The 18,291-nt window shown below is 67.1% G+C and carries 16 protein-coding genes; 8 read left to right on the top strand and 8 right to left on the bottom strand.

Annotated elements, in window-relative coordinates:
* Positions 1 to 128 precede the first annotated feature (128 nt).
* Both AC0Z6F_RS03675 and AC0Z6F_RS03670 read left to right on the top strand, forming a co-directional pair.
* A complete protein-coding gene (locus AC0Z6F_RS03675) occupies positions 129 to 518 on the top strand; it encodes a c-type cytochrome (protein WP_485616693.1) in 390 nt (129 codons plus the stop codon).
* A 9-nt stretch (positions 519 to 527) separates the two neighbouring features.
* Positions 528 to 989 carry a c-type cytochrome gene (locus AC0Z6F_RS03670; protein ID WP_006361215.1) on the top strand — a complete coding sequence of 154 codons (462 nt, stop codon included), beginning with the start codon at positions 528 to 530 and terminating at the stop codon, positions 987 to 989.
* Positions 990 to 1,211: 222 nt separating this feature from the next.
* Here AC0Z6F_RS03670 and AC0Z6F_RS03665 read toward each other — a convergent pair whose 3' ends face one another.
* Together AC0Z6F_RS03665 and AC0Z6F_RS03660 are read right to left on the bottom strand one after the other, a co-directional pair.
* Positions 1,212 to 3,095, bottom strand: coding sequence for an ATP-binding cassette domain-containing protein (locus AC0Z6F_RS03665; protein WP_485616694.1), 1,884 nt, complete (start codon positions 3,093 to 3,095; stop codon positions 1,212 to 1,214).
* Positions 3,096 to 3,423: 328 nt separating this feature from the next.
* Positions 3,424 to 4,299, bottom strand: a complete 876-nt coding sequence (locus tag AC0Z6F_RS03660; RefSeq protein ID WP_006360934.1) for a LysR family transcriptional regulator — start codon at positions 4,297 to 4,299, stop codon at positions 3,424 to 3,426.
* Positions 4,300 to 4,401: 102 nt separating this feature from the next.
* Here AC0Z6F_RS03660 and AC0Z6F_RS03655 point away from each other — a divergent pair, with 102 nt between their 5' ends.
* Together AC0Z6F_RS03655 and dbpA are read left to right on the top strand one after the other, a co-directional pair.
* Positions 4,402 to 5,481 carry a YeiH family protein gene (locus AC0Z6F_RS03655; protein ID WP_485616695.1) on the top strand — a complete coding sequence of 360 codons (1,080 nt, stop codon included), beginning with the start codon at positions 4,402 to 4,404 and terminating at the stop codon, positions 5,479 to 5,481.
* 154 nt (positions 5,482 to 5,635) lie between these two features.
* Positions 5,636 to 7,012 (top strand): ATP-dependent RNA helicase DbpA, encoded by a 1,377-nt coding sequence (gene dbpA / locus AC0Z6F_RS03650; RefSeq protein ID WP_012510779.1) that lies wholly within the window; start codon positions 5,636 to 5,638, stop codon positions 7,010 to 7,012.
* 123 nt (positions 7,013 to 7,135) lie between these two features.
* Here the strand turns inward: dbpA and AC0Z6F_RS03645 are convergent, their stop codons facing one another.
* The 4 genes from AC0Z6F_RS03645 to AC0Z6F_RS03630 form a co-directional block, all read right to left on the bottom strand.
* On the bottom strand, positions 7,136 to 7,672 hold the full coding sequence (locus tag AC0Z6F_RS03645) for an adenine phosphoribosyltransferase (protein WP_049400096.1): 537 nt from the start codon (positions 7,670 to 7,672) through the stop codon (positions 7,136 to 7,138).
* A gap of 553 nt (positions 7,673 to 8,225) precedes the next feature.
* Positions 8,226 to 9,791: a protein adenylyltransferase SelO gene (locus tag AC0Z6F_RS03640; protein WP_485616810.1), complete on the bottom strand. Its 1,566-nt coding sequence runs from the start codon at positions 9,789 to 9,791 to the stop codon at positions 8,226 to 8,228.
* Positions 9,792 to 9,823: 32 nt separating this feature from the next.
* Positions 9,824 to 10,513 carry a glutathione S-transferase family protein gene (locus AC0Z6F_RS03635; protein ID WP_012510777.1) on the bottom strand — a complete coding sequence of 230 codons (690 nt, stop codon included), beginning with the start codon at positions 10,511 to 10,513 and terminating at the stop codon, positions 9,824 to 9,826.
* Positions 10,514 to 10,696: 183 nt separating this feature from the next.
* Positions 10,697 to 10,906, bottom strand: a complete 210-nt coding sequence (locus AC0Z6F_RS03630) for a cold-shock protein (RefSeq protein ID WP_004153307.1) — start codon at positions 10,904 to 10,906, stop codon at positions 10,697 to 10,699.
* Between the two features lie 301 nt (positions 10,907 to 11,207).
* Here AC0Z6F_RS03630 and AC0Z6F_RS03625 point away from each other — a divergent pair, with 301 nt between their 5' ends.
* Positions 11,208 to 11,696, top strand: a complete 489-nt coding sequence (locus tag AC0Z6F_RS03625) for a YaiI/YqxD family protein (protein WP_485616696.1) — start codon at positions 11,208 to 11,210, stop codon at positions 11,694 to 11,696.
* Positions 11,697 to 11,702: 6 nt separating this feature from the next.
* On the opposite strand, the gene AC0Z6F_RS03620 is transcribed toward AC0Z6F_RS03625, so the two are convergent.
* Positions 11,703 to 12,581 carry a pseudouridine synthase gene (locus tag AC0Z6F_RS03620; protein ID WP_485616697.1) on the bottom strand — a complete coding sequence of 293 codons (879 nt, stop codon included), beginning with the start codon at positions 12,579 to 12,581 and terminating at the stop codon, positions 11,703 to 11,705.
* A gap of 123 nt (positions 12,582 to 12,704) precedes the next feature.
* On the opposite strand from AC0Z6F_RS03620, the gene AC0Z6F_RS03615 reads away from it, so the two are divergent.
* The 3 genes from AC0Z6F_RS03615 to AC0Z6F_RS03605 all read left to right on the top strand — a co-directional run bounded on the left by AC0Z6F_RS03615 (position 12,705) and on the right by AC0Z6F_RS03605 (position 16,595).
* A complete protein-coding gene (locus tag AC0Z6F_RS03615; protein ID WP_032969767.1) occupies positions 12,705 to 13,253 on the top strand; it encodes a YaeQ family protein in 549 nt (182 codons plus the stop codon).
* Entirely contained in the window at positions 13,250 to 14,434 is a 1,185-nt protein-coding gene (locus AC0Z6F_RS03610) for a BaiN/RdsA family NAD(P)/FAD-dependent oxidoreductase (RefSeq protein ID WP_485616698.1), read from the top strand. The genes AC0Z6F_RS03615 and AC0Z6F_RS03610 overlap by 4 nt, the downstream gene beginning before the upstream one ends.
* 91 nt (positions 14,435 to 14,525) lie before the next feature.
* Positions 14,526 to 16,595 carry an EAL domain-containing response regulator gene (locus AC0Z6F_RS03605; protein WP_100468360.1) on the top strand — a complete coding sequence of 690 codons (2,070 nt, stop codon included), beginning with the start codon at positions 14,526 to 14,528 and terminating at the stop codon, positions 16,593 to 16,595.
* A 108-nt stretch (positions 16,596 to 16,703) separates the two neighbouring features.
* Here AC0Z6F_RS03605 and fabV read toward each other — a convergent pair whose 3' ends face one another.
* Positions 16,704 to 17,963: an enoyl-ACP reductase FabV gene (gene fabV, locus AC0Z6F_RS03600; RefSeq protein WP_485616699.1), complete on the bottom strand. Its 1,260-nt coding sequence runs from the start codon at positions 17,961 to 17,963 to the stop codon at positions 16,704 to 16,706.
* Between the last annotated feature and the right edge of the window lie 328 nt (positions 17,964 to 18,291).

Raw genomic sequence — 18,291 nt, 5'->3', positions numbered from 1 at the left:
AGGTCATGGTGCCTTCATGCCACCGGTCGGCCCACCCCCATTTCAGCTAGATGAAACCTGAGGCTATACTCGGGTCGTTCCGTACCCCACGCCGGAACGACCAGACCCGAATCCCCGGAAAAGACACCATGCGCCCGCAGCCGCTCGCCGCTTGTCTCGCTCTGGCCGTCCTCCTGCCCCTCGGGGCCGCCGCACAGCCCGCTCCTGCTCCTGCAACACCCGCCCCGGCTCCGGCGCCCGCCGCCGCGCCGCAGGCCACCGCTCCCATCGGCAATTTCGACAATGGCCGGGTACTGGCCTATACCTGCCAGGGGTGCCATGGCATCACCGGCTACAAGAACGCCTACCCCAGTTATCGGGTGCCCAAGATCGGCGGCCAGACCCAGCAGTACCTGGCCCAGGCCCTGACCGAGTACCGGCAGGGCAAGCGCAGGCATCCGACGATGCAGGCGCAGTCGATGAGTTTCAGCGAACAGGAGATCGCCGATCTCTCTGTTTACCTGTCCACCGTCAAGTAAGGCCCGCCCATGTCGAAAGCCGCGCATCCGATGCGTCACGCCATCGCCCTGTCCGTTGCCCTGCTGCTGGCCGCCTGTTCACAGTCGCAGGTGGAAAACAGCGAGAAATCCGCCGCCGACCCGGGCCATGCCAGCGGCGAACACGGCTCTTCATCCTCCGCCGGCCTGCCACCGGGCCGCGAGGCCGCCGGCGAGGCCCGCGCCAAGGTGAAGAGCAAGGCCACCAACCAGAGCTGCATCGACTGCCACGGCGCTGACGGCAATGCGCCGATCGATGCGACCTATCCGAAGCTGGGTGGGCAGTACGGTGACTACCTGGCGCATGCGCTGCAGGCCTACCGTGCCGGCGACCGCCAGCATGCGCTGATGACGCCACAGGCGAAGGACCTGAGTGATCAGGACATCGCCGATCTGGCGGCGTATTTCGGCAGCCGACCGAGCCAGCTGCGGGATCTGCACGGGGTTAAATAGGATCGGGCGCCGTGACGCCCTCGCACCTGTAGAGCCGAGCCTGCGCTCGGCTGCTTTTCGGTAGCGCCGGGCCATGCCCGGCGGAAAGCCAGAAGCGCCGCGCTGCGCGCTCGCGGGGCATGGCCCCGCGCTACCGGCATCCTGCGCGCCCCACGAACACCGCGCCCGGCGGGAACACGCCCCGGTAGCGCCGGGCCATGCCCGGCGGGCGCGGTTCAACCCTCAGCCTTCCAGCTCTTCCCAGCGCGCGTAAGCCGCATCCAGCTCGGCCTGCACCTTGGCCAGCTGCTGGGTGTGCGCGGTTACTTCGGCACTGCTGCGGGTGTAGAACGACGGGTCGTTCATCGCCGAGGTCAGCCCTTCGACGTCGCCTTCCAGCTTCTCGATGGTCTTCGGCAGCTGCTCCAGCTCGCGCGCTTCCTTGTAGGCCAGCTTGCGCTTGGGGGCTGCCGGCGTAGCGGCCGCTGCAGCGGGTGCGGCGGTGGCCGGCTTGGCAGCAGCCACCGCCGTCGGCGCGGCGGCAATGCTGCTGGCGTACCGCTGCCAGTCGCTGTAGCCACCGACGTACTCACCGATCACACCGTCGCCTTCCATCACCAGCGTGGAGGTCACCACGTTGTCGATGAAGTCACGATCGTGGCTGACCAGCAGCAGGGTGCCGGTGTACTCGCCCAGCAGCTCTTCCAGCAGCTCCAGGGTTTCCACGTCCAGGTCGTTGGTCGGTTCGTCCATCACCAGCAGGTTGGACGGCTGCGCGAACAGCTTGGCCAGCAGCAGGCGGTTGCGCTCGCCACCGGACAGGCGGGTGATCGGCGCACGCGCGCGCTCCGGGGTGAACATGAAGTCCTGCAGGTAGGCATGCACATGCTTGCGCTTGCCGTTGAACTCGAGGAAATCACGGCCCTCGGCCACGTTCTCGATGGCGCTCCAGTCTTCGCGCAGCACCGCACGGTACTGGTCGAAATAGGCGATCTGCAGGTTGGTGCCCGCGTTGACCTCTCCCTTGGCCGGCTGCAGTTCGCCCAGCAGCAGCTTCAGCAGCGTGGTCTTGCCGCTGCCGTTGGGACCGATCAGGCCGATGCGGTCGCCACGCAGGATGGTGGTGGTGAAATCGCGGACCATGGTGCGCTCGCCGAAGGCGAACGAAATGTCCTTGACGTCGATGACCTTCTTGCCCGAGCTGACGCCCTGGGCCGCTTCCATCTTGACGTTGCCACTGAGGTCGCGGCGCGCGGAGCGCTCGTTGCGCATCGCCTTCAGGCGGCGCACGCGGCCTTCATCGCGGGTACGCCGCGCCTTGATGCCCTGCCGGATCCAGACTTCTTCCTGCGCCAGCAGCTTGTCGAAGCGGGCGTTTTCCTGCGCCTGCGCGTTGAGGCGTTCCTCGCGGCGGCGCTCGTAGTTGGCCCAGTCGCCCGGCCAGCTGGTGACCTGGCCGCGGTCGATCTCGACGATGCGGGTGGCCAGTGCACGCAGGAAGCGGCGGTCATGGGTGACGAACACCACGCTGCCGCTCCAGCCCTTCAGGAACGCTTCGAGCCAATCGATGGCTTCGATGTCGAGGTGGTTGGTCGGTTCGTCCAGCAGCAGTACGTCCGGGCTGGACACCAGCGCGCGGGCCAGCAGCACGCGGCGCTTCATGCCGCCGGACAAGCGGCCGAACTCGGCCTCGCCGTCCAGGTCGAGCTTGGTCAGGGTTTCGCTGACGCGCTGATCCAGGCCCCAGCCGTTGGCGGCGTCGATCTTGGCCTGCACGTTGCCGAGCGCTTCGCCATCGAAGACCTCGGCATGGCTGAGGTGGTGGAATTCGGCCAGCCACTGGCCCAGTTCGCCGAGGCCGTCGGCCACAACATCGAACACCGAACCGGCGGCGCCGTGCGGCACTTCCTGCTCCAGGCGGGTGACGCGCACGCCCTGCTGCACGCGCACTTCTCCGTCATCGGGCTTGTGGTCGCCGGACAGCAGCTTGAGCAGGGTGGATTTGCCGGCGCCGTTGCGGCCGATCAGGGCGATGCGTTCGCCCGGCTCGATCGACAGTTCGGCCTTTTCCAGCAACAACGGGCCGCCGACGCTGAAGTCGACGTTCTGTAGGGTAATCAGAGGCATCCGGCCATTGTACCGGTTGGGGGCGTCGGCCGGGTTGCACCCGGCACCCGCAGAGGCAAGGTCAACGGCCGAAGCAACAGCCAAAGCCGGTTTCCTGTGGGATGGCAGGGTGGGTCCGGTTGCAGGGGACGCTGCAAGTACGTCCATGTAAGCTCGGTCGCGCCATCCATGGCGCTCACGCCCCCGCAACCGGACCCACCCCGCCTTCGACAGTTTCCCGCTGCTGTTGTTGGGTGCCGACCGTTGGTCGGCACGGGGTCGGATCCCGTTGCTGCGCAACGGGCTCTGACCCCTTCGTGAAGTTCGCGCTGTGGAAGACGGATCTCGGCTACTGCACCTCCCCCAACAACGCCTGCAACCCCGGCAACCATTGCTTGCCCGGGTGACGTACCAGCCACAGGGTGCGCTGCAGGGCGGGCAACGGGGTCTCGAGCACGCGCAGGCGGCCGAGAGCCAGCGGCTCTTCCAGTGCATGACGCGAAAGGCAGGCCAGGCCAAGACCGGCGATGGCGGCCTGCTTGATCGCTTCGGTATTGCCCAGCTGCAGGGTCTGCGCGAAACCGCGCAGATGCGGCAACAACGCCTGTTCGACGGCCTCGCGGGTGCCTGAGCCGGGCTCGCGCAGCAGCCAGCGTGCGCGGCGCAGTTGATCCAGCGTCCAGCGCGCGGGGGCGTCGGCGGCAGCCACAATCACCAACGGGTCCTGCTGCCAGGCCGTGACCTGCAGGCCGCGCTCGTGGCACGGGCCTTCGATCAGGCCGGCGTCCACATCCAGGCGCTGCACGGCGGCGACCACGCCGGCACTGTTGTCGATACGCAGGTCGACCTCGGCCTGTGGCGCCTGCCGCAGCAGTTCGGCGATGCGTGGCGGCAGCAGGTAGTTGCCGATGGTGGTACTGGCGGCCAGCACCAGCCGCAGTGGTGCGCCTTGCGCGGGGTCACCGCCGGCGGCGAGCTGGCGCTCGAGGTCGGCGGCGTTGACCAGCAGCGTGCGCGCGGGTTCCAACAGGGCGCGGCCGTGGCCGTTCAGCGCCAGGCGGCGGCCGATGCGGTCGAACAGCGGGGTGCCGAAGTGCGCCTCCAGCTCCTGCAGGGCGGCGCTGCTGGCCGACTGCGAGAGCGCAATGGCCTGGCCGGCGGCAGTGGTGCTGCCGTGGTCGGCGATGGCGACAAAGACCTGCAGCTGGCGCAAGGTCAGGCGCATGGCACTTACCTTCTTGATGGGTAGGTTTCACCCATATTATTCGTTTTACAGGTCATCGTCTGGCGCGCACGCTTGCCACGTCACCCCAGCCCTGCTCCTGCCATGAACGCCCCCGCTCTCTCCTCCTGGTCCCTGCCCGCCCTGCGTCAACGCTGGCAGCCGCGCCTGCCCGGCCTGCTGCTGGTGGGCCTGATCGCGGCGGCGTCGCTGTACCTGGCCGAGCTGCCCTGGCTGCAGGCGCACGGTCTGAGCGCGCTGACCGTGGCCATCGTCGCCGGCATCGTGGTCGGCAACACCCTCTACCCGCGGCTGGCGCCGAGCAGCGCGGCCGGTGTCGGCTTCTCCAAGCACTGGCTGCTGCGCGCCGGCATCGTGCTGTATGGCCTGCGCCTGACCTTCCAGGACATCGGCCATGTTGGCGTCACCGGTGTGCTGATGGACGTGTTGGTGGTCGCCAGTACTTTCGGCCTGGCCTGCTGGCTGGGCATGCGCGTGTTCAAGATGGAACGCGAGGCGGCGATGCTGATCGGTGCCGGCAGCGCGATCTGCGGCGCGGCGGCGGTGATGGCCGCCGAACCGGTGGTGCGCGGCCGTGCTGCGCAGGTCACGGTGGCGGTGTCGACGGTGGTGGTGTTCGGCACGTTGGCGATGTTCCTGTATCCCGCCCTGTATGCGCTGGTGCAGTCGCACGGCTGGCTGGCGATGGACGCGCGCCAGTACGGTCTGTTCACCGGTGCGACGGTGCATGAAGTGGCACAGGTGGTGGCCGCTGGCCGCGCGGTCAACGAAGCGGCGGCCGATACCGCAGTGATCACCAAGATGGTGCGGGTGATGCTGCTGGCACCGTTCCTGGTCGCGCTGTCACTGTGGCTGGCGCGTGGCGGCAAGGCCAGCGCCGATGGCAGCAAGGCGCGCATCGTGGTGCCGTGGTTCGCCTTCGGTTTCGTGGCCGTGGCCGGTTTCAACTCGTTGCATCTGCTGCCGGCCGGCCTGCAGGCCGGGCTGGTGCAGCTGGATACCGTGCTGCTGGCGATGGCGATGGCCGCGCTGGGCCTGACCACCCACGTTTCGGCGCTGCGCCAGGCCGGCCTGAAGCCGCTGCTGCTGGCGCTGATCCTGTTCGGCTGGCTGCTGTTCGGCGGGCTGGCGATACACCAGGGTGTGCTGGCGGTGCTGGGCTGAGCGGGCCCGTGCCGACCGAGGTCGGCACCCACCAGTAGATCCACGCCATGCGTGGATGGCGGCTCCAATTGGGGGTCAGAGCCCTTTCCTGCGGAAAGGGATCCGACCCCACCCCATTAGGCGGGAGCGGCCGCGCGGACGGGTACAATGCGCCATGACTGACTTCTCGACCCTGCCGCTGAGCCCGGCCCTGCAGCCCGGCCTGGATGCCCTCGGCTACACCACTCTCACCCCCGTGCAGGCGCAGAGCCTGCCGGCCATCCTCGATGGCCGCGATGTGATCGCACAGGCGCCAACCGGCAGCGGCAAGACCGCCGCCTTCGGCCTGGGCCTGCTGCAGGCGATCGACCCCAGCCTGATCCGCGTGCAGGCGCTGGTGCTGTGCCCGACCCGCGAACTGGCCGACCAGGTCGGCAAGCAGATCCGCAAGCTGGCCACCGGCATCCCCAACCTGAAGCTGCTGCTGCTGGTGGGCGGTGTGCCGCTGGGTCCGCAGCTGGCCTCGCTGGAAGGCCATGACCCGCACGTGGTGGTCGGCACGCCCGGCCGCGTGCAGGAGCTGGCACGCAAGCGCGCGCTGAATCTTGGCGCGGTGCGCACGCTGGTGCTGGACGAGGCCGACCGCATGCTCGACATGGGCTTCGAGGAGCCGATCCGCGAGATCGCCGGCCGCACCCACAAGGACCGCCAGAGCCTGCTGTTCTCCGCTACCTTCCCGGACAGCATCCGCGCCATGGCGCGTGACCTGCTGCGCGAGGCAGTGGAAGTGACCGTGGAAGGCGCCGACCAGGCACCGGCCATCCGCCACATGTTCTGCGAGGTGGAACCGGCCCATCGCCAGAAGGCGCTGGCCGGCCTGCTGCTGAAGTACACGCCGGAATCGGCGGTGGTGTTCTGCAACACCCGCAAGGACGTGGACGAAGTGGCCAACTCGCTGCAGCAGTTCGGCTTCTCCGCACTGGCCCTGCACGGCGACATGGAGCAGCGCGACCGCGAGGAAGTCTTGTTGTTGCTGGCCAACCGCAGCTGCAACGTGCTGGTGGCCAGCGACGTGGCCGCGCGCGGCCTGGACGTGGAAGAGCTGGCGGCGGTGATCAACTACGAGCTGCCGACCGACGTGGAGAGCTACCAGCACCGCGTGGGCCGTACCGGCCGTGCCGGTGCCAGCGGCCTGGCGATCAGCCTGGTGGCCGGCCGCGAGAAGACCCGTGCCGAAGCCATCGAAGCGCAGATGGGTCAGCCGCTGGACTGGCAGAAGACGCCGCTGGCGACTTCGCGCCCGGCCGAGCTGCCGCAGGCCGCGATGCGCACGCTGCGGATCGACGGCGGCAAGACCGACAAGCTGCGCCCGGGCGACATCCTCGGTGCACTGACCGGCGACGCCGGCCTGTCGAGCAAGTTCATCGGCAAGATTGCGATCTTCCCGACCCGCTCCTATGTGGCGATCGCGCGTGAACAGGCCAACAAGGCCGTGGCGAAGCTGGAAGCCGGCAAGATCAAGGGCCGTCGTTTCCGCGTTCGGATGATGTGATTGAAGCAGCGTTGCCAACCACGTTGGCAACGATCTGACCTGGTAGCGGCCAACCTTGGTTGGCCCGTCCATGGCGCCAGTCGCGAAAAGCGCTGCCAACCTTGGTTGGCACCTACCCTCTAATCAGAACACCAATTCGGTGTACAGCGGCAGGTCCGCTTCCCAGCGCGCGCGGCCGCCGAGGCCGTCGAGCTCGACCAATACGCCGGCACCGACCACGTCAACGCCCAGGCGACGCACCAGCGACAGCGCCGCAACCAGCGTGCCGCCAGTGGCCAGCACGTCGTCGATGATCGCCACGCGGGCACCGGCCGGCAGCGCATCGGCGTGCACTTCGATGCAGTCGCTGCGGTATTCCAGCGTGTATTCCTCGCGCAGCACCTGGCCCGGCAGCTTGCCCGGCTTGCGCACCGGCACGAAGCCGACGCCCAGTTCCAGCGCCATCGCGGCGCCGAGGATGAAGCCACGCGATTCGATACCGATCACCGCGTCCAGCTTCTGGTCGCGCCAACGGTCGGCCATCGCGGTGATGGCACCGCGGAAGTCCTCGCCATGGGCGAGCAGCGGCATGATGTCCTTGAAGAGGATGCCGGGCTTGGGGAAGTCGGCGATGTCGCGCAGGCGGGAGGCCCACTGCGGAGCGACGATGGCGTCGGTCATGTCACGTTGGCTATCTGATGGCGGCATAGGGTACCTGTTCCGGGCGCCGCCTGCCTGTTGAGGGGTATCGGCCGGGCTGCGCCCGGCACCTGCAGAGGCTTCAAGCCAAGGCAACGACAACAGCAAGAGCAAGGGCAAGGGCAACAGCGGGTTTCCTGTGGGATGGCGGGGTGGGTCCGGTTGCGGGGGACGCTGCAAGTACGTCCATGTAAGCTCGGTCGCCGCTTGCTCGTGTGCGCTGTCCTGCGCACACGGCAAGACCGGGGTTGGGCCTCCTGCCCAACCCGCCCGAGGCATGCCTCGGGCCCATGCGGCTCACGCCCCCGCAACCGGACCCACCCCGCCTTCGACAGATTTCTGCGATCTGTCAGGCATTGCTTTCTGTAGATCCACGCCATGCGTGGATGAATCTTCATCGAAATCGAATATTTCGAAAATTGAACTAAGAGCATCCACGCATGGCGTGGATCTACCGTGTCGACCAAGGTCGACACCTACCCACATGCGCGGTTGCCTCTGCGGGTGCGGGGCGCAGCCCTGCCGAAACCCTCCCTCAGGAACTGCAGGACAGCATCGAGCAGCCGGCGCGGTTGTCGGCCCACGCCGGGCGCTTGCCGGCGAAATGCTCCAGCCCGGCACGCTCGGTGTACGGATCGCGCAGCACGTCCTGCAAGGCATGGACACCGCCGAGGTCGCCCTGCTCCGCGCGGTCGATGGCCTCCTGGGCCAGCCAGTTGCGCAGCACGTACAGCGGATTGGCCGCGGCCATCTTCGCCGTGCGCTCACTGGCCGACAGCGGATCAGCCTGCAACCTTGCCGCGTAGTCCTGCAGCCAGTGCTGCAACGGTGCCTGCACCGCCTGTTGGCGCGCCTCGTCGTAGTACACCGCGTCCAGCAGCGCCGCATCCGGTGCGGCCGGATCGAGGCGCATCAGCGCGCGCCAAGCCAGGGTCATGTCCATGGCACCGTCCTGCATCAGCTGCTGCCAGCGCAGGTAGAGCTGCAGGTCGTCATCGTCGGCCGCGGCCAGGCCGAGCTTGGCGGCAGCATCGCGACGCGTGCAGGCCACGAAGGTGGACTGAAACGCCGCCAAGCCCGCCTGCAGTGGCGCAACATCGGCAAACAACGGCGACAGTGCCTGCGCCAATCGGCTCAGGTTCCAGTACGCCACCTGCGGCTGGGTACCGAAACGATAACGGCGGCCCTGTGCGTCGGTGGTGTTCGGCGTCCAATCCGGATCGAAGTCCTCGACCCAGCCGTAAGGGCCGTAATCGAGTGTGAGGCCGAGCACGGACAGGTTGTCGGTGTTCATCACGCCATGCACGAAACCCACGCGCATCCAGTGCGCGATCATCTCGGCGGTGCGCACCGCGATCTGCGCGAACCAGTCGCCGTACAGCGTCTCGCCCTCCCCTTCCAGCTCGGGGAAATCGCGGGCGATGCAGGCATCAACCAGCTGCTGCAGCAACGCGGTTTCACCACGCGACGCAGGCAGCTCGAACGAACCGAAGCGCAGGAACGACGGCGACACCCGGCATACGATGGCGCCGGGCTCGGCGCGCGGATGGCCGTCATAGAACATGTCACGCATCACGTCTTCGCCGGTGCCTACCAGCGACAGCGCGCGCGTGGTCGGCACACCCAGATGATGCATCGCCTCGCTGCACAGGAATTCGCGGATCGAAGAGCGCAGCACGGCACGACCATCCGCCCCGCGTGAGTACGGCGTCGGGCCGGCCCCCTTCAGCTGCAGCTCCCAGTGACGGCCATCCGGCGCAACCAGTTCACCCAGCGAGATCGCACGCCCATCGCCGAGCTGACCGGCCCAGTGACCAAACTGATGGCCACCGTAGTTGGCCGCCCAAGGCTGCATGCCGGCGTACAGCGCGTTACCGCCGAATACACGCGCGAAGCCTTCGCTCTCGACCTCAGCGATATCGAAGCCAAGCATCTCGGCGACGTCCGGTGCCCAGGCCAGCAGCGTGGGCGCCGTCACCGGGGTCGGCATCACTGGCGACCAGGCGGCGCCCAGCACTTCGCGGCGGCGTGGGCCGGATTCGGGGTCGCCTGGCAGCGTGTGCAGCAGGCGGTTGTCGAAACGGGGGCTGTCGGTATCCATGGTGCTGAAGATGGGGGCGACGGCCACCCTCCTCAATTGCCGCTGAGTGCCTGCAGGTGACCGCCGTGGGCCTCGGCACGCTGATAGGCCGGGCGTTCACCGATGCGCTTGAGGAAGCCACGCAGTGCCGGCTTGTCGTCGAGGCCACCACCGCGCGCGGCCGCAGCCTGGATCGGGAAGCTCATCTGGATGTCGGCGGCACTGAAGCGCTCGCCGGCGAACCACGGGCTTTCGGTCAGGCGGCGCTCCATCCAGTCCAGGTGCAGACGCCGCTGCGGGCCGATGAAGCCACGCTCGGCCTTGTCGGCGATGCTGCGTGCGATCGGGCGCGCGAAGAACGGCATCGGTGCGCTGCGGATGCGACCGATCACCAGGGTCAGCAGCAGCGGCGGCATCGCCGAGCCTTCGGCGTAGTGCAGCCAGTAGCGGTAGGCGATGCGTTCAGCACCATCGGCAGGCGTCGGCGACGGCGACAGCTGGCGCTGGGTGTCGTAGCGGTCGGCAAGGTAATCGAGGATGGCACCGGATTCGGCCAGCACCAGTTCACCATCCTGCAGTACCGGCGACTTGCCCAGCGGATGCACCTGACGAAGTTCCGGCGGTGCCAGCAGCGTCTTCGGATCGCGCGGATAGCGGCGCAGCTCGTAGTCCAGCCCCAGCTCCTCCAGCATCCACAGCACGCGTAGTGAACGGGAGTTTTCCAGATGGTGGACGATGCGCATGGGGACGATCCTTGGGGGGACCTGCATCCTACCGCGCACGGTGCATGCCCTTTGTAGAGTCGAGCTTGCTCGACTGCTTTCCAGAGACAGTCGGGCAAGCTCGACTCTACAAAGCAGCGGGCAATAAAAAACGCCGGAAGCTTTCGCTTCCGGCGTTCTGGCTACCAAACGGTAGCAGACGGATTAGACCGCCTGCACCTGGTCAGCCTGCATACCCTTCTGACCCTGGACGGCGATGAAGGTAACCTTCTGGCCTTCCTGCAGGGTCTTGAAGCCGGTGCCCTGGATGGCACGGAAGTGCACAAACAGGTCCGGGCCGCTTTCCGGGGTGATGAAGCCGAAGCCCTTGGCGTCGTTGAACCACTTGACGGTGCCGGTCTGACGATCAGACATTTGACTAACTCCTGAAACACATGTTGAAAAAATCGCAGCCACCGGGTATCGGGGCCGAGACTGAGTTGCAGGCGTTGGTAAAGCGGATCGATGAGCGGATCGTGAGATCAACTGCACCAGGCCACGATTCACGGTGACCCTAGCAAACACAGTGGGACGAACGATACGCGTGTTTTCTGCAAAAAGCGATAGCCCGGACGTTCATCGACAAACGCCGCCCGCTAGGCGTGGCAAGGGTTGGCGCCTTTCCGCGGCTAACCCCGAGTCCCCATTCAGGTTTTTCCTACCCTACACTGGGTAAATGACTGAAGCTGAAACCCAAGCTGAACACGCCCTCCCCCGTATCTGGGTGGATGCAGATGCCTGCCCCACCGTCATTCGCGACATCCTGTTCCGGGCGGCTGAACGGGTCGGGATCGAACTGACCCTGGTCGCCAACCAGTGGATCCGTACCCCGCCCTCACGCTGGCTGCGCTCGATCCAGGTGCCGCAGGGCCTGGACGTGGCCGACAGCGCCATCGTCGAGCGGGTGGCCGCCGGCGACCTGGTGGTCACCCAGGACATCCCGCTGGCCGCACTGGTGCTGGAAAAGAAGGCGGTGGCGCTGAACCCGCGCGGCCAGCTGTACACCCCGAACAACATGGCCGAACGGCTGTCGATGCGCAATTTCATGGAGGAACTTCGCGGCGCCGGGGTACAGACCGGGGGGCCTCCGCCATTGGGGCCACGCGACCGGCAGCTGTTTGCGGCTGAGCTGGACCGCTGGCTGGCGCGGCATCCGGCCCGCTGAACGCGTCTAGCCTTCCGGATCCGGCAGGCGCAGGCAGCGCTGGCTGCTGAACACCCGACGCTCGCCGCTCAACGGGTCGTCGAAGGCCAGCCCCTGCGCCAGCAGCTGCAGCGGCACCTCGGCCGTGCCGGCCGGCCGCTGACGCAACTGCGGATACAGGTCATCGCCCTCGATCGGCGCGCCCAGCATCGCCATGTGCACGCGCAGCTGGTGCTTGCGGCCGGTTTCCGGCAGCAGCCGATAGCGCCAGATCGGTCCCTCACCCTCGATCAGCTCGATCCGGCTGCGCGCATTGGGCTCCCCGGGCACTTCAGCCATGCGGAAGAACGGTTCGGCGGGAGCCAGGCGGCTGTGCCGATTCAGCGGGAACGTCGCCGCGGGCAGCGCCGGCGCCAGCGCCTCGTAGGTCTTGTCGATGCGGCGTTCGCGGAACAGCCGCTGGTAGGCGTCGCGCGATGCAGCCTGCGTGGAGAACAGCACCAGGCCTGCAGTCAGCCGGTCCAGCCGATGCAGCGGCACCAGATCGGTATTGCCGGTGCGCGCGACCAGGCGTGCCAGCAACGTCTCGCGCACATAGCCTCCCGCTGGCGTGACCGGCAGGAAGTGCGGCTTGTCGGCCACCAGCAGATGCGCATCGAGATGGACGATGGTCTCGGCGAAGGGGATCACCGGCTCGTCCACCACCTCCCGGAAATACTGGATCTCCAGCCCCACCTGCCAGGGCATGTCCGCCGCCAGCGCCCTGCCCTGCGCGTCCTGCACCCGGCCGCGCGCGAAGCGATCCTGCCATTGCTCACGATCGATGCGCGGAAAACGCGCGCACAGGCCGTCGAGCAGGGTGGCCCAGTGGCCGGGCGGAAGCTGCAGGCGGCTGGGCAGGATCATCAGGTCCACTCAGGCAACGAAAAAGAGCCCAAGCGTGCCACGTTGACGCTGCACAGACAGCCCGGCCACGGACACCCCCGGAGCAAACCTCTATCATGGTCCTCTTTAGTCCACGGTACCCCCATGGCTCTCACCGCCACCATCCGCAAGGCCGAACTGCAGATCAGCGACATGGATCGCGGCTATTACGCGACCCACAACCTGACCCTGGCCCAGCACCCGTCCGAGACCGACGACCGCCTGATGGTGCGCCTGCTCGCCTTCGCGCTGAACGCTGGCGACCGCCTGGAGTTCGGCCGCGGCCTGAGCACCGATGACGAACCGGACCTCTGGGAACACGACTACACCGGCGACATCCTGCAGTGGATCGACCTGGGTCATCCCGACGAATCGCGCATCCGCAAGGCCAGCAACCGCAGCCGCCAGGTGCAGGTGATCAACTATGGCGGCAACGCTTCGGAGATCTGGTGGGGCAAGCAGGGCAAGGGCCTGGCGCGCTTCGACAACCTGTCCGTGGTTGATCTGGACGGTGACTTCGTCGAGCGCTGGGGCCAGCAGATCAAGCGTGCGATGCGCTGGAGCGTGCTGATCCAGGACGGCGAGGTGCAGCTGCTGGACGATCAGATCCAGCTTGACGTGATCCCGAACTGGCGCAAGCGCGCCAAGGCATGAGCGCGATCCGTTGCGATGTGGTGGTGATCGGTGCCGGTGCAGCCGGGCTGATGACCGCGATCACGGCCGGCCAGCGCGGCCGCCAGGTGCAGGTGATCGACCATGCCAACAAGATCGGCAAGAAGATCCTGATGTCCGGTGGTGGCCGCTGCAATTTCACCAACACCGGCACCACCCCGGCCAACTTCCTGTCGGCCAACCCGCACTTCTGCAAGTCGGCGCTGGCGCGCTACACACCCTGGCATTTCATCGAGCTGGTCAACAAGCACGGCATCACGTATCACGAAAAAGAGCTGGGCCAGCTGTTCTGCGACATTTCGTCCAAGCAGATCGTGAAGATGCTGGTGGACGAATGCCAGACGGCGGGCGTGCAGATCCGTACCCAGTGCAGCGTAGAGCGCATCGAGCATGGCACCGATGGTTTCCGCGTACACACCACGCAGGGCCTGTTCCATTGCGCCTCGCTGGTGGCGGCCACCGGTGGCCTGTCGATTCCCAGCCTTGGCGCCACCGGTTTCGGCTATGAGATCGCCCGCCAGTTCGGCCACCAGGTGCTGCCGACCCGCGCCGGACTGGTGCCGCTCACTCTCAGCGGCAAGCACCAGGAGCGGCTGGCCGATCTCAGCGGTGTGGCGCTGCCGATCGAGGCACGCTGCAATGGAAAGAGCTTCCAGAACTTCATGCTGCTGACCCACCGCGGCGTGAGTGGCCCGGCGATCCTGCAGATCTCGTCGTTCTGGCAACCCGGTGACGCGCTGGAGCTGGACCTGTTGCCTGGCCAGGATGCCGGCGACTGGCTGCGCCAGATGAAGCAGGAGCGGCCCGCCGCCGAACTGCGCACGGTGCTGGGCGAGGTGCTGCCGAAGCGGCTGGCGCAGCGCCTGTGCGAGCACTGGCTGCCCGACCGCCCGGTGCGCCAGCTGGACGAGCCGGTGCTGCGCCAGGCTGCACAGTTGCTGGGCGCGTTCCCGCTGGTGGCCAGTGGCACCGAGGGCTACCGCACCGCCGAAGTCACCCTGGGCGGCGTGGATACGGCCGAAGTCTCGTCTTCGACGCTGGAATCCAAGCGCGTGCCCGGCCTGCATTTCGTCGGTGAGGTGCTGGATGTGACCGGCTGGCTGGGCGGCTACAACTTCCAGTGGGCCTGGGCCAGCGGCCACGCGGCCGGCGGCGTGGTGTGAACCACATCGCCGTTCGATGCGCGCAAGGGGTGCGCGCATGGACGGTTCGCCGCGCATCGTGTATCTAGGTTCGCAGATTGGGGAGCAGTGCATGCAGAACGCGAACGACATCACCATCCGCCTGCTGATCGTCGACGACAGCGGCGAGAATGCCGAAGCCATCGTCAGCACCCTGCGCAACAGCGGCATCGCGGTGCGCCCATGGCGCCCGCAGGACGCGGCCGAACTGGCGCAGGTGCTGGCCAGCCAGGCCATCGACCTGGTGCTGGCGTCACCCTCGCAGGGCATTCCACTGCCGTTGGCCGCACAACATATCGCTGCCAGCGGCAAGGACATTCCGCTGGTGCTGCTGGCCGAGCGCATCGACGAGGACGAGCTGGTGCAGGCCAGCAGCCATGGTATCCGCGCCCTCGCCCTGCGCCAGCGCCCCGAGCATCTGCTTGCGGTGATCCGTGACCAGTGGGTGGACCTGCAGGCGCGTCGCGGCCTGCGCCGCATCGAGGCACAGATGCGCGAGACCGAGCGCCGCTGCGATGCGTTGATTGCCTCCTCGCGCGATCCCATCGCCTACGTGCACGAAGGCATGCATATCCGCGCCAACGATGCCTATCTGGAGATGTTCGGCTACGAGCATTTCGACGACATCGAAGGCATCTCCCTGCTGGACATGGTCGCCGCCCAGCACGTGGAGGGCTTCAAGCAGCTGCTGAAGGGCCTGAGCCGTGGCGAGGCGCCGCCGCCGCAGTACCAGCTCGACGCGCGCCACGAGGACGGCAGCGCGTTTCCGGCGACGATGGAATTCACTGCCGCCACCTATGAAGGCGAGTCCTGCCTGCAGGTGGTGCTCCGCCGCCGCATGGAGTTCGACCCGGAACTGGCGCGCGAGGTCGAGGACCTGCGCCAGCGCGACCAGGTCACCGGCCTGCTCAACCGCCCGACCTTCATGCTGCAGCTGGAAAGCGCGGTAGCCCAGGCCGGCCGCAGCGAGGGCCAGTTCGGCCTGCTGCTGATCGAGCCGGACCACTATGCGCGCCTGCTGCCGGACATCGGCCTGGCCTCGGCCGACACCCTGATCGGCGCCCTCGCTGGCCTGCTGGCCGAGGTCGTTGGCGATGACGCGCAGCTGGCCCGCTTCGGCGAACACAATTTCGCCGTGCTGCAGGCCGGGCCGTACGCGCAGACCGTGGCGCTGGCCGAGCGCATCCGCGAAGCCTACGCCGCGCATGTGTTCAGCATCGGCGCACGCTCGGCCACGGTGACGGTGAGCATCGGCGGCGTGCAGGTGGGCGAGAAGATCGCCAGCATCGGCCAGGTACTGGCGCGCGCCAGCGAATGCACCCACGCCGCCGCCGAATTGGGCAATACCTGCCGCATCTTCGACCCGGCCGCCGCCGACCGTGTGGAGGAAGAACGCGTGCTGCGCTGGGTCGCGCGCATCCGTGAGGCGCTGGCTGGCGACGGCTTCCAGCTGCACTACCAGCCGGTACTGAACCTGCAGGGCGAGTCACTGGAGCTGTACGAGGCGTACCTGCGTCTGGAGCATAACGGCGAACTGCTGAGCCCGACTGCGTTCCTGGGCATCGCCGAGGAGCACGGCCTGCTGGCCGACATCAACCGCTGGGTGGTCTCGCAGGCGATCGCCGTGCTTGGCCAGCGCGCCCGCGAAGGGCATGCCACCCAGATGCTGGTGAAGGTGACCCCGGAATCGTTCGACGACCCGCAGATGATCGCCACCCTTCGCCGCGAGCTGCAGGCACAGGGTGTGCCTGGCGAGCGGCTGTGGCTGCATGCGCCGGAAGCGAAGGTGTTCACCCACCTGCGCAGCGCCCAGCAGTTCCTTGCCGAAGTGGCACCGCTGGGTTGCCGGATCGGCCTGGAGCAGTTCGGCTCGGGGCTGGATTCGTTCCAGCTGCTGGCCCACTTCCAGCCGCAGTTCCTCAAGCTGGACCGCGGTTTCACCAGCGATCTGGCGGCCACCCGCGAGAACATCGATCGCATCAGCCAGATCACCGCGCGTGCGCAGGAAGCCGGCATCCGCACCATCGCCGAGTTCGTCAGCGATGCCAACTCGATGACCCTGCTGTTCAGCGCCGGCGTGGACTATGTGCAGGGCGACTTTGTCGGCCCCGCGCTGGCGGAGATGGGCTTCGAGTTCGGTTGACCGATGGTAGTGCCGGCCGCTGGCCCGCAGCCTCAGGTACCCGGGGTTGCCGGCCAGCGGCCGGCACTACCAAAAGAGAAGGCCGGCTTTCGCCGGCCTTTTGCTTGATCAGGTCAGATCGACCAGGTTGTCGATCTTCACGTCGGGATTGACGTCGGCCTCGTAGTCGACACCCTCCACGCCAAAACCGAACAGGCGCAGGAAGTCGGCCTTGTAACCGGCCAGGTCGCTGATCTCGTACAGGTTCTCATTGGTCACCTGCGGCCACAGTGCGACGACCTTGCCCTGCACGTCCGTCGCCATTTCCTTGTAGTCCGCACGCAGGCGGCCTTCTTCGTCGATGAGCGCGACCTTGTTGCCGTCACCATCAACCAGGTCGTGGCGCAGGCGATCGACCGCCACGCCATCGGCGCTGGCACCGTAGAGGATGTCGTAGAGCACATCGAGCTGTTCAATGCAGCCTTCGTGGGTGCCCTTTTCCTTCATCACCTTGAACAACAGCGACAGGTACAGCGGCATGGTCGGAATGGCCGAGCTGGCCTGGGTGACCACCGCCTTCAGCACCGACACCCGGGCGTCGCCACCGATCTTGGCCAACTTCTCGCGCAGGCTCAGCACCTTGGTGTCCAGGTCCTTCTTGGCCGCGCCGATCGAACCGTTCCAGTAAATGGCCTGGGTGATCTCTTCGCCCACGTAGGTGAAGGCCGTGGTGGTGCAGCCGTTGGCCAGCACGCCGGCATCGGCCAGCGCGTCGATCCACATCTGCCAGTCCTCGCCACCCATCACCGCGACCGTGCCGGCGATTTCCTCGGCCGTGGCCGGCTGCAGGTGGGTCTCGGTCAGCACTTCCTTGTCGGTGTCCAGCCCGCGCAGGGTGATCGGCTCGCCGATCGGCTTCAGCGTCGAGCTGATGATTTCGCCGGTCTTGGGATGCTTGCGACGCGGCGCGGCCAGGCTGTAGACCACCTGATCCACCTGGCCGAGATCGGCCTTGATCATCTCGATGGTCTTGGCCTTCACTTCATCGGAGAAGGCATCGCCGTTGATGCTCTTGGCGTACAGGCCGGCTTCGTCGGCGTATTTGTGGAACGCGGCGGAGTTGTACCAGCCCGCGGTACCCGGCTTGGTTTCGCTGCCCGGGCGCTCGAAGAAGATGCCCAGGGTCGCCGCGCCGCTACCGAAGGCCGCGGTGATGCGCGCCGCCAGGCCGTAGCCGGTGGAGGCACCGATCACCAGCACGCGCTTGGGGCCGTTCTGGATCGGCGGGCGCGCACGGATGTAGTCGATCTGCTGTTTGACCGCGGCCTCGCAGCCGGTCGGGTGGGTGGTGACACAGATGAAGCCGCGGACGCGCGGTTTGATGACCATGGATACCTCGGGTTGGCAGATGCGGCGCGCGGGGCGCTCAGCAGGAATACGGGCGCGCCTGCGCGCGCGAACCGCAGGATCGTAGTGCGCGGGGGAAGATTGCACAACCGACGGCGGCGTAGGGTGGGGTTTGTTTTGCAGGGTTGCACCCTGCACCTGCAGAGGCCGGAGCAACGACCAGAGCCGGAGCAACGTCAAAAACTGGGTTCCTGTGGGTTGGCGGGGTGGGTCCGGTTGAGGGGGACGCTGCAAGTACATCCATGTAAGCTCGGTCGCCGCATCCATGCGGCTCACGCCCCCTCAACCGGACCCACCCCGCCTTCGACAG

This window comes from Stenotrophomonas sp. 1L-E-5-B-C3 (assembly GCF_057292075.1).
This window is presented reverse-complemented; position numbering and strand designations above follow the sequence as displayed.